Annotated in this window: 9 protein-coding genes; 7 read left to right on the top strand and 2 right to left on the bottom strand. The window is 59.9% G+C overall.

What is annotated here, in order from left to right:
- Positions 1-363: 363 nt before the first annotated feature.
- Complete coding sequence (locus NKJ76_RS02655; protein WP_023701115.1) at positions 364-1,842, top strand: M10 family metallopeptidase C-terminal domain-containing protein; 1,479 nt, start codon at positions 364-366, stop codon at positions 1,840-1,842.
- A gap of 88 nt (positions 1,843-1,930) precedes the next feature.
- Entirely contained in the window at positions 1,931-2,143 is a 213-nt protein-coding gene (locus NKJ76_RS02650; protein ID WP_023733260.1) for a DUF768 domain-containing protein, read from the top strand.
- A gap of 80 nt (positions 2,144-2,223) precedes the next feature.
- On the opposite strand, the gene NKJ76_RS02645 is transcribed toward NKJ76_RS02650, so the two are convergent.
- Positions 2,224-2,949: an AAA family ATPase gene (locus NKJ76_RS02645; RefSeq protein WP_023741165.1), complete on the bottom strand. Its 726-nt coding sequence runs from the start codon at positions 2,947-2,949 to the stop codon at positions 2,224-2,226.
- A 340-nt stretch (positions 2,950-3,289) separates the two neighbouring features.
- Between NKJ76_RS02645 and NKJ76_RS02640 the strand changes: the two genes are divergently transcribed.
- From NKJ76_RS02640 to NKJ76_RS02620, 5 genes are read left to right on the top strand one after another with little or no spacing between them, the layout of a single operon-like run.
- Positions 3,290-6,040: an AMP-binding protein gene (locus tag NKJ76_RS02640; RefSeq protein ID WP_502902266.1), complete on the top strand. Its 2,751-nt coding sequence runs from the start codon at positions 3,290-3,292 to the stop codon at positions 6,038-6,040.
- Positions 6,037-7,017 carry an NAD(+) synthase gene (gene nadE, locus NKJ76_RS02635; RefSeq protein WP_280805595.1) on the top strand — a complete coding sequence of 327 codons (981 nt, stop codon included), beginning with the start codon at positions 6,037-6,039 and terminating at the stop codon, positions 7,015-7,017. Before NKJ76_RS02640 ends, nadE begins: the two co-directional genes overlap by 4 nt.
- 6 nt (positions 7,018-7,023) lie before the next feature.
- A complete protein-coding gene (gene asnB / locus NKJ76_RS02630) occupies positions 7,024-9,051 on the top strand; it encodes an asparagine synthase (glutamine-hydrolyzing) (RefSeq protein ID WP_023748024.1) in 2,028 nt (675 codons plus the stop codon).
- Positions 9,041-10,597, top strand: coding sequence for a class I adenylate-forming enzyme family protein (locus NKJ76_RS02625; RefSeq protein ID WP_352536720.1), 1,557 nt, complete (start codon positions 9,041-9,043; stop codon positions 10,595-10,597). The genes asnB and NKJ76_RS02625 overlap by 11 nt, the downstream gene beginning before the upstream one ends.
- Positions 10,598-10,652: 55 nt before the next feature.
- The gene (locus NKJ76_RS02620) at positions 10,653-10,919 is read left to right on the top strand and encodes an acyl carrier protein (protein ID WP_023670883.1); all 267 of its coding nucleotides are present in this window, start codon (positions 10,653-10,655) and stop codon (positions 10,917-10,919) included.
- 54 nt (positions 10,920-10,973) lie between these two features.
- Here NKJ76_RS02620 and NKJ76_RS02615 read toward each other — a convergent pair whose 3' ends face one another.
- Positions 10,974-11,666: a N5-glutamine methyltransferase family protein gene (locus tag NKJ76_RS02615; protein WP_023681023.1), complete on the bottom strand. Its 693-nt coding sequence runs from the start codon at positions 11,664-11,666 to the stop codon at positions 10,974-10,976.
- Positions 11,667-12,002 lie beyond the last annotated feature (336 nt).

Below are 12,002 nucleotides of genomic sequence, written 5' to 3'. Positions count from 1 at the left end.
TTGAGCGGCTGCAATGGGAGGGCTTCGTCAGGACGCGATCCCTTTGCGGTCTGAGCTCGAAGAAATCCTGCGGAAGCGCGCATTTGGCGGTGGCTCAACCGAACGTTCATTGGCCGATTGCCGCCACTGCAAACGCACAAGGCGCTCCGGCAGACTTCGCTGCAATGCTTTCGTTGCAGGCTTGAGCACCCCATACTTGGATCATCTACATACCTCTGAGGCAAGCGTAGCATCGAGGCTGTTGTGTTTTTCGGACGCTGATCAAAGATTCTATCAAGGGGCGCCGGTATTTGATTTGTCGCTAATGGATCCTTTCCCTAGGCAGGTGTGGGGCGCCTACCGAATCGGACGAAGGGTATGTCAATGACAACACTCCATTACGCCTCGGGCGGGTCGGCCTCCGAGGTCGCGAAAGCCGGATTCAATCTTGTTGATGTATCTTCCTTGGACCAGCTCAACGCCTTGCCGGCCGGCCAGAAAGGCCTAGTGTGGCTCAATGAAGCCGATGGTGCAACCTCCTCCTTTATCCAGAAGGTCACGCCCTTCATCGGCAACCCGAAAGTGTTTGGCTTCTTCCTCGTCGATGAGCCGGACCCGACCGGCAAATGGGGAACTTATGCCACCGCCGCTGATCTGAAGGCGGAGTCAGACTGGATCCACAGCCACCTGCCCGGCGCCAAGACCTTCATAACCATGATGAACATGGGGTCTTCCGCTAACCCCGACTTTTCAAACACATTCAATCCTGCCAACACGCATATCGACTATTACGGCTTGGATCCCTACCCGGTACGGACCGGAACAAGCACGATTGACTACAACATGATCGACAGGACTGTGGCGGCGGCCGTCGCCTCGGGCATCCCGCTCAGTCAGGTCGTTCCCGTGTATCAGACCTTCGGCGGCGGCGACTGGACGACCGACACGGGCGGTCGCTATGTCCTGCCCAGCGTTGCTCAGGAAAAGACTATGTTGGACCACTGGGCCAAGGTAGCGCCTTCGCCCGCCTTCGACTATGCCTATGCTTGGGGTTCTCAACAGGGCGACACGGCGCTTGAGAGCTCGCCGACGCTGCAGGCTCTGTTCCTTCAACACAACCAGAGCACCGCAAGCGGTCCTTCGGCCAGCGAACCGACGCCGCCGCCTACCAGCACAGTGCCTCCGCCCACAAGTGTCCCTCCGACCAGCACCGGCGATCACATTTTCTACGGCACGGGTAGCGCGGATGTGCTTCGCGGCACCGCTGGCGCGGACACGATGATGGGCCGCGGCTACAACGACACCTACTATGTCAACAACGCCGGCGACAAGGTGGTGGAACTGCGGCACAGCGGCAACGATAGCGTGCTGGCATCGGTCAGCTACGCGCTGTCGGCCGGTTCGCAGGTCGAGCATCTTGCGACCACCAGCAAATTGGGAACTGCCGCCATCAAGCTCACGGGAAACGAATTCGCCCAAACCATTGATGGCAATTCCGGGAGCAACACTATCAACGGCGGTGGCGGGAGAGACGTTCTGACGGGACATGGCGGCAACGACGTCTTTGTCTTCGATTCGGCTCTCAAGGTCGGCAATATCGACAAGGTCACCGATTTCAAAGTGGGCCACGACAAGATCCAACTCGACCACACTGTGTTTGCCGGCCTGCATACCGGCGCCCTCCCCTCTTCGGCGTTCTACGCCGGCAGGGCCGCGCACGACAGCGGCGATCACATCGTCTATAACAGCACGACCGGCGCGCTTTCCTTTGACAGCGACGGCTCCGGCGGCGCACATCAGATCCAATTTGCCACTCTATCGCCACACTTGGCTCTGACGGCGTCCTCGTTCATCGTGACGTGACCGCGGGAACGTCAGCCTGAGCAAGATGGTCTGACGTTCTTGAATATGGCTGACGGAACCAACAAGCCCCGCCGAGCTTGTAGTTGGTATGAGCGCGCGCGGCATCGAATTCCTGCAGAAATGGATAGAGGATAAGATCCCGCTCTACACCAAGGCCGATCCGGCTCTTGCGGCGAAACTTGCGGACCAAGCAACGGCGGATGCCATCAGAGCGGGAATCCGCCCCGAGGAAATTTCTGAGGAAGTCGGAAGCATGTTGACGACCATGCTCGAAGTGCTCGATCAGCACGATTCGACATGATTGCGCGCTTGGCGGCAGATGCTGCCCGGCTTGGCGCCAAATGCATAAAATGTGTCATGGATCATAGGTTATGGGCCAGCCTAGACAGCATGACCAACATGCTCGCCCAGAACGCGCGCGACGACCCCGTCCACGTCGTGAGGTTCAGCACCATTGACTTGTATCAACGGCCATCGGTCCTGGCGCAGGCACTCTCCGACCTCTCTTGAGATTTCGGCCTGCCTTAATCCTTTGTCCACGCCAAGTTCGAACAGCATAACCTCGAGGAGCGGTTGCTGCGCATGCCTATCCACAAGACGGCGGCGTAGCGTTTCCTGCGGCGCGTCGAGTTGCACAACGAGATCCGGCCGCGGCAGGAACGCCAGGCACTTGCGGACCGCCTCCAGGCTTGGAGTTCTAGCCAGCACACCCAGCGCACACAAAGCCTGAATCATGCCCTCTTCGAAGATGAAGCAACCGGGCGACTCCCGCGCTTGGCGCCAGGACTGGCACAGTTGGGCGATGTCGACCTTCATGCGCCATGACCACACGCGGCTTCGAAGAGGGATCGATGCCAGAAGCCGGGCCGCGACACTGTCCTTTGGCAAGGTCGACAGCAAGATAGGACCGGATGTGGCAATCTTCTTGCCAATTCGCCCTATGCCGTGGCGGATTTCCGGAGCGTCATCCTGAGCCGATCCAGGTTCAATCAGGCGATACCCATTTACTGTCTTCACATTGATGCCGTGTCTCGCCAGCCCGTGGCAGAGGCCGCGAAGCAGCGTGGTTTTACCCGCGCCAGGCGGCCCAAACAACTCGATGATCATATGCTCTCGTCTCCGAACGAGCAGTCATTCCCCTACCGATCAAGCTTAGCCGGATTTCAGATCACACCAACGTTCATTTGAATGATTGTTCCAATCAGTGAATCTGGGCACCGAGCCCGGATTCTAGCGGAGATACCGATCGCATCCGTTCGCCTGGGCAAGCCGTCTTGCGCTCCACGGAGCTTGCAAGGAAAAACGACCGGTGCTGGACACAAATGGCAAAACATCTGAAGGACGCTCGGGAAGCGCTGGCTAGGCAAGATCGAGGCATCATCCGAATGATTGATGAAAAGATCTCCGCGGCGAGCGATGTTCGACCGTCAGCTTGGCGGGGCCCTGAATGTCCTCAGTGTGTTTGCATTCGGAAGTGGCAAATCAAAACCTACAGGTGGATCTGCGACCCACCCGAAGGTGGTCAGTCGTTCCCGAATATGAGCTTGACCAAGGGGGGCCAGTCTGGCGCCGTTACCGACAGATGGGTGCCAAATTTGCGGACATTCCAATCTTCGATCACCTTGGAGATGTCGCCAGGCGGTATCCTGACAAGCTCGCAATCAGCGACGGCGCCAACCGCCTGACTTTTTCTGAGCTTTTCCGGGCGGTCGAGACGCTGGCAACTCATATCGGTGCCGTCGTCCCCGAAGGGCAGGCCATCGGCATCCTGCAAGCAAACTCCGCTTGGTATCCTGTGGCGATCTTGGCGACCATGACGGCGGGACGGCCTTCGGTTCCGCTCAACACAAGAGATCCCGCCTCTCGCATTTTCGATATAGTCAGTGCCGCGCGGCTCGGCGCAATTATAGGCGCCGAAAATGTTCGCCCGGTCGAATTGGCCCAGGAGATCGTCTGGATCGATATTGCCGCCGCCGTGGCGCCCAACGATCAACACCCGGAACAGCAGCATAAGCACCCTATCGTTTCGGTCGATGCGCCTGCATTGGTGCTTTACACTTCAGGTAGCACCGGGCGCCCCAAGGGAATCGTCAACAGCCAACGAAGCCTGCTATGGCGGGTCCGGCAATATGTCGATGCGTGCCATATCAGCGCGGATGACGTTTTCCTGCCGCTGACCGGGCCAGCCACGATCGCCGGTTGCCGGGAGATCTTTGCGGCGCTGCTGACGGGCGCCACTTTGCATCTTCTCGAGGTGGAGGCTGTCGGCCTGCGCGCTACGCGCGCTCGATTGCAGTCCGAAGGTGTGACGATCGCCTATCTTGTGCCGGCACTGCTTCGAGCCCTCCTGGCTGAGGCGCCCGCCGACGCTTCCTGGCCGCTCAGAGTGGCCCGGATCGGTGGGGAGAAAGTGTCATGGACGGACATCGCTTTGCTGCGCAAAGCCGTTTCGGACCAGTGCCTGATCCAGATCGGCTACTCATCGACTGAAACCATCGGTTCGCAATGGTTCTTGCCGCCTGACTGGCCCGAGCAAGACGCGTCGGTTCCCGTCGGCAGGCTGCTCCCTGGTATGGCATTCGCTATCGTCGACGAAGCGGAGCGCAATGTAGGGCCAGGCGAAAGTGGAGAGCTTCTGATCAAAAGCCGCTATGTCCTGCTCGGTCATTGGGAGAACGGTGTGGTCGTTCCCGCGCAGCCGGACCCCGACGATCCCGAGGCTCGGCTTTTTTCCACCGGGGACCTCGTTCGGCTCGACGATGATGGCATCTTGAGGATCGTCGGCCGCAAAGGGCGCCAGATCAAGATCAATGGTCGACGCATCGAGCCCGCCGAACTCGAACGGGTCTTGCGTTGCGCGCCTTCGGTGGCGGATGCCGTGGTGATGGTAACGGCCGCGCAGGAACTCATCGCCTTCGCGGTTCCCCAGCGCTTCGCAGGCGGCGCTTTTGCAGACGACCTTCGCCAGCTCCTCAGAATGACCTTGCCGGCACCATTGCGTCCCTTGCGATTGCACACCGTTGACGCAATCCCACGCCTGTCGGGAGGTAAGGTCGATTTGGCAACACTGGCCGAGATAGATCGTTCGCACGGAAGGAGGGCGCGAGCCGCCCGGTCGTCCACTCTCGATGCTCGGCCCGCCGGAGGAGCAAAGGACACGCGTCAAATAGTGCAGCACGCGTGGACGCAGGTTCTCAACACAGGCACTGCCACGGGAAACTGGGATGATGCTGGAGGAGATTCGCTGCAGCTGCTGCACTGCGTCATGGCGATCGAAAACGCCATCGGGCAAGAGCTAGGCCTCGAGGCATTCACCGTGGGCATGAGCTTGGACGAGATGGTTGAGGCGGTCGTCTCTGCACGGTTGGGCGAAGGGCGCGAAAAGAAGCACCACCCCCCGGTTCTTTTCCTGTTTCCAGGGTCCGTTGGCTATGGTCCGAGCCTGGCTGCGTTCGCAGCCGCCATGGCGAAAGTCGCCCGTGTAAACCCGATCCGATATCCGAGCCTTGCGGCGATACTGGACGGACACAACAGCCTAAGCGCCATGGCTGGCGCCGCACTCGAGCAGATAAGCCGCATCCAACCTGCGGGCCCCGTGCGACTTCTCGGCCATTCTCTGGGTGGCGCGGTTGCATTCGAGGTTGCCGCACGGCTCATGAAGGCCGGGCGAACGGTGCGGTTCCTGGGCATCCTCGACACGAGCCTCCTGCACGAGCCGAGCAACCACTGGGAGACACTTACCCGTACGTTCTATCGTATTCGCACCAACCGCATATCCGCGCACCGGATGGCTTGCAGAGCCCTTGCGAAGATCACCGTCGCCGTGGGCGGCGAAGCGCGTCTGGCCAGGATTCTAGACAGATTTGCCAATGGAGAGTTCAACCCGACGATCTTCAGGACCAAACTGGAACTGCAGGAGGTTTTAAGGGCGAAGTCATTCTTCCAGTGGCTTGAGGCACCGAAACCGGCTCTGCCCCTCTCCGGTACCTTGTTCCGATGTCGCAGGGAGGGAATGCCGCGGGCCTTGGGCTGGGACAGCGTCTTGGCACACCTGGACGTCATTTCGATCAAGGGCAGCCACATCGACCTTGTCGTCGAACCAAACCTTGCCACCAACCGTCCGCTTATCAAGACGGCCATCGTGCAGACCTATTCCCCCGCCGAATCTCGCAAAAGGGAGGACTTGTCATCGACATAATTCCGGAATTCAGCAAGGACATGCTGGCGCTCGATGCCGGCGCGGAGGTCGATCGCATCGTTGACACCTTGCGCACTCAGGTTCTCGGCACCCTGCATCGTCGCGGCGTGGTTGTCGGTCTTTCCGGCGGTATCGACAGCTCCGTCGTCGCGACCTTGTGCATGCGCGCGTTCGGGAAAGACAAGGTCCTGGGACTGTTCATGCCGGAGCGGGATTCTTCCGGCGACTCCCTGAGACTTGGCCGCCGCGTCGCGGCACAGCTTGGCATTGAAAGCGTCCTTGAGGACATAGCACCGGCACTGGAGGCCATCGGCGCCTACCGCCGGCAGATCGATGCGATCCAGACCGTCGTTCCCGACTATGGGGAAGGGTGGAAATGCAAGCTGGTGATCGCGTCGGTTCTGGAGAGCAGCGGGCTCAATATAACCCGCCTCACGGTCCAGGATCCGCAGGGTAAAGTAGATACCGTGCGTCTGCCGCCAGCTGCCTATCTGCAGATCGTTGCTGCGACAAACTACAAGCAGCGCCTGCGCAAAATGACGGAATACTATCACGCCGACCGCCTCAAATACGCGGTTGTCGGCACTCCAAATCGCCTCGAGTACGACCAGGGCTTTTTTGTCAAGCAGGGCGACGGAGCCGCTGACGTGATGCCGATCGTTCACCTTTACAAAACCCAGGTTTATCAACTCGCGGAATATCTCGAGGTGGATGATGAAATCCGGCGGCGGCCACCGACCACCGACACTTTTTCCATGGCCCAAAGCCAGGAAGAATTCTATTTCGCGCTGCCCTATCACCTGATGGATCTATGCCTCTACGGCCTGAACCACGGGGTCGCCAGCAATGAGCTCGCGGCGGTTGCTGGCCTCACCGAGCCCCAGCTTCAGAAAGTGTTCAAGGACATCGAAGCGAAACGAAGGGCGGCCCACTATCTCCACGCGCGGCCTTTGCTGTCCGCCGAAGGCGGAGATTGACCGAGCATGTGCGGCATCGCTGGAATCGTGGCGCTGAATGCCACAGCGGCTTCTCCTTCGCGGCAGGCGCTGATGCAGATGATGGGCGCGCTGGCGCATCGCGGGCCCGACGGGCGCGGTCTCTACCGGGACAGACGCGCGGGGCTGGCGCATGTGCGCCTGTCCATCGTCGATCTCTCCAGTGGCCAGCAGCCGATGGCGGATACAGGCGATACGACGTGGATCGTGTTCAACGGCGAGATCTTCAACTACGTCGAATTGCGTGAAAAACTCACGGCGCTCGGCCACCGCTTCCGAACCCGCAGCGACACGGAGGTCGCGCTGCACGCCTATCGTGAGTGGGGAGAAGCGGCCTTCGAGCGGATGAACGGCCAATGGGCAATTGCAATCTGGGATTCAGTGGCCAATCGTCTCGTATTGTCGCGCGACCGCTTCGGCATTTGCCCGCTGTATTTCAGCGAGCATGCGCACCGGCTTTATTTCGCCAGCGAAGTGAAAGCCATTTTCGCGGCCGATCGAACCATCCCTCGCGCCTTTGATCCCGCCGGCATCGATCAGACGTTCACGCTCTGGACGGTCGTTCCGCCGCAAGGAGTTTTCCACGGAATCAACGAACTCGAGCCGGGTCGTGTCCGCATCTATCAGGATGGCACCGTTCGTGAGCGGATTTTTTGGCAGCCTTCCTATCCCGACGATTTCGGATCGCGGCAGGGCGAGTTCCCCGGGTCCTCCAACGACGCGGTGGACCGCGTGTCTAGCGCTCTTGAGTCCGCGACGGCGCTCAGAATGGTGCGCGCCGACGTGCCTGTCGGGTGCTACCTCTCCGGAGGGCTGGACAGTTCGCTTGTGGCCGCGCTCGCAAGGCGCTTCGCGGGCGATCGCTTCCAAACCTTCTCCTTGCGTTTTGCCGACGCCGAATATGACGAGACCCGCTTCCAGCGAATGGTTGCCGAGACGATCGGCAGTGAGCACCATGAAGTGGTCGTTTCGCGCAGAGATATAGCCGGAATCTTTCCGGAGGTAATCCAACACACCGAACGCCCGATCCTGAGGACTGCCCCGGCGCCACTCTTCCTGCTCTCGCACCTGGTGCGCGAGCGTGGCATCAAGGTCGTGCTGACCGGCGAAGGCGCTGACGAAATGTTCGCCGGCTACGACCTGTTCCGCGAAGGCAAGGTCCGCCGCTTCTGGGGGCGCCACCCGACTTCGACACGACGCTCTCGGCTCCTGGAACGCCTTTACCCCTATCTCACCCGCTCGCCGGTGCAACAGCAGGCGATGGCGCGTCAGTTCTTCGGGCGAAATATTCACGCTTACGACGCGCCGGGCTTTGCCCATGAAACACGCTGGCGAACCACCAGTGCCATCAAGCGCTTGTTTACGGCCGATATGCGGGCTCGAACGCAGGGCCGCGACGCCGTGTCCGAGTTGCTCGCCCGTCTGCCCGCGCAGTTTGCCCGTTGGAGCCCTCTTGCGCAGGACCAGTATCTCGAGGTGCAAACACTGATGTCGGGCTATCTGCTCTCCTCGCAAGGCGACAGGATGCTGATGGCTCACTCCGTCGAGGGGCGCTTCCCGTTCCTGGACGATGAACTTGTGAGGCTCGCGAATTCGCTGCCACCCTCCTTCAAACTCCGCGGCCTCGACGAGAAGCACGTGCTGAAGCGCATGGCGGCACCCATCCTGCCCTCCGAGATCATAGCCCGCAAGAAGCAGCCCTTCCGTGCGCCCAACGCGCTTTGCTTCGTCGGCGCAGACGCTCCGGATTACGCACGCGAGGCGGTTTCGCAGGCGGCCCTGCGCGAGGCGAATGTCTTCGATCCAAAGGCGGTCACGCACCTGCTTGCCAAATGCCAGGCCAGAACTGGCGATGGCGACCTGTCCAATGCCGACAACATGGCGCTGGTCGGCGTGTTGTCGACCCAACTTCTTCATCAGCAGTTCGTCGCGGGTTGTCCCAGTGCAACGCTCGAATGCACACTCAGCGTCGACGTCGACTGCGAACATCGGGAAGAGCGCCTGCATGTTGCATGATGCCGTACCATTGCTGCATGACTACCTCGCCCATTCAGCCGTCCGACACGGAAGTAAGGTGGCGCTGGTGTGCAACAGGCAGCGTGTCACCTACCTCGAACTCGAAACGCGAGCCAACGCGATCGCCCGGGACCTGGCCGCATCCGGAGTCGTTCGCGGTGATCGCGTGATGATCTTCGCCGACAACACCGTCGAGACGGTGGTTAGCTTCTGGGCGGTGCTAAAGGCAAATGCGGTGGTGTGCATCGTCAACCCGCTCACCAAGAGCGACAAGCTCGATTATCTGCTCAACGACTGCCGGCCGACGGCGCTCATCACGGACGGCCATCTGCACGCGATCTTCCGCGAGCCGGCGCGCGGCTGCCCGTCACTTCTGCGAGTGATCGTATCGGGACCGATCGACGACGTCGAACTCGCCCAGCTGCCGTTTGCCGTGCGCTGGGACGCCGCCCTCGCCAATGGCGCGGATACGCCGCCGGCACGGCAGTGCATCGATGTTGATCTGGCAGCCATCATCTACACGTCCGGGTCGACGGGCGAACCCAAGGGCGTGATGCTGACGCACAGAAACATGATGACCGCGTGCGCGTCTATCGCTTCCTACCTCGCGATTGCCGAGGACGAGGTGATCCTCAATGTCCTACCCCTCGCCTTCGATTATGGACTTTACCAGATGATCATGGCTTTTCGTACCGGCGCCCGGCTGGTGCTGGAACGCTCGTTCGCTTTCCCGGCTCAGGTCCTGGGGTTGATCAGGCAGGAGGGGGTTACTGGCTTTCCCGGCGTGCCCACAATCTTTGCCGCGCTCTCCGAACTCAGGTCCCTCAAAGACCAGGATTTCTCGAACATCCGCTACGTCACAAACACTGCGGCAGCCCTACCCCTCAAGCATATTTTCATGCTTCGCGAGCTGTTTTCGGGTGCACGCATCTATTCGATGTACGGTCTCACCGAATGCAAACGTTGCACCTATTTGCCGCCAGAGGACCTCGAGCGAAAGCCATTGAGCGTAGGGATCGCAATCCCGAATACGGAGATGTGGATCGTTGACGAGCATGACAGGCGGATAGGCCCAGGCGTTGTCGGCCAACTCGTCATTCGCGGCGCAACGGTGATGAAGGGGTATTGGGGCAAGCCCGAGGCAACGGCCAGGAAGCTCAAACCCGGCCCGCTGCCCGGCGAGCAGGTCCTATACACCGGCGACTACTGCCGGATGGATACGGAGGGTTACCTCTACTTCGTTGGCCGTGGGGATGAGATCATAAAGTCGCGAGGCGAGAAGGTGGCGCCAAGGGAAGTGGAAAACGTACTCATGGACATTCCAGGAGTCCGAGAAGCGGCTGTCATCGGTGTTCCCGACGAGCTCCTCGGGCAAGCGGTGAAAGCCTTTGTGGTGATGGAGCATGGAAGAGCCATTGGCGAAAGGGAACTGCAGAAGGAGTGCCAGAAGCGTCTGGAAAACTTCATGGTCCCGAAATCCATCGTCGTTGTGGCGAACCTGCCGATGACGGACACGGGAAAACTCAAGAAAACGGCGCTGTCATGATGCGGGGCCAGAACCAAGTCGCTGATTTAATGATGACGCCACGGAGGACGAATTCATGTTGACCATCAAGGAACGCACCGGAATCTACAGCGAGCAGATTCGTAGTTTCTTGGTTTCAAATTTCTACGTCAGCGACGTCAAGGCATTGCTGGATGACGCATCCTTGCTCGATCAAGGCATTGTCGACTCGACGGGTGTGCTTGAGATTATCGGCTTCATCGAGGAGACCTTTGGCATTACCGTCGAGGACAGCGAACTTCTGCCTGAAAACCTCGATTCCATCCAGGGGATCGAGCAATACATCATCCGCAAAATGAACTGATGGGTGAGCGTAACGCCCAGAGCAGCCCCGTATTTGGTCTGACTGTCGCAGGATTCATGCCTGCGTCTTGACTTGCCCCAGAACCACCCGGCCCTCGCCCGCTTCGTTCGAGACCGAACGGATGTTCTCGAATGCCTTGCTGCGTTCCAGCAGACCCGCTACCTGTCGGTCTTGGCCAAGCCCGACCTCGAAGAGCAGGATGCCGCCACGCCGCAGGTATCGCGGTGCGTCTTTCAGTACGCGCATATGAATGCTCAGGCCGTAAGGGCCGGCTGCGAACGCCTCGCGCGGCTCAAGCTCGATCAGATGGGCGCGGTCGCCCTCGAGCCGCTTTTCAGAAATGTAAGGCGGATTGCAGACGATTACGTCGATAGTTCCGTCTAACCCAAGGCCTATGAGAGAGTCGAACAAGTCGCCCTGAAGCACCGAAAGACGCTCAGCCATGCCGTGATGTGAGGTGTTGCGGCGTGCCGTTTCGACGCATTCATCGGTGAGATCGCTTGCCCAGACAAGGGCGCTGGGCACATGGTAGGCGATCGCGCACGCCAGATTCCCAGTGCCGCAGCACATATCAACTATGCGCGGAGCCGGCAGGTTCATCTGATGCAACACACCAAGCGCGGTCTTGCCGAGCAACTCGGTCTCAGGTCTGGGGACGAGCGCACCGGGCGAAACCAGAAGTTCAAGTCCCATGAAGATGGCGCGGCCGGCGCCATAGGCATCAGCTACACTGAACTCTTTGCTCATGGCCGACCCCATCGCTTGATCTCCCCAGTATAGATCTGCGGCGCTCATGCGCCAGCCAAACCTGCTCCGAAATCATGAATTCTCAAGCCTTTCCTTCGAAAAACTGCAGGCACAAACTCGGTGCATCGCACTTCTGACGCTCATTGACCGATCGCAATCTCAGGTCGCCCAAGATGGAGAGAGAGAGAGAGGTGCTGCTGATGCTTTGAAGAGCCAATGGCGTGGTACGGAGGCTTTTAGATTTTGCGGATCGTGGAGAGGGTAAACGCCTATCCAACTCTGATGGAGCGGAGGCGGACCGCAGCTCCATTGACGCGCTAATCTTCGGCTCCAGTA

The sequence above is a fragment of the Mesorhizobium sp. M0029 genome (assembly GCF_040323735.1).
GTDB lineage: Bacteria > Pseudomonadota > Alphaproteobacteria > Rhizobiales > Rhizobiaceae > Mesorhizobium.
This window is presented reverse-complemented; position numbering and strand designations above follow the sequence as displayed.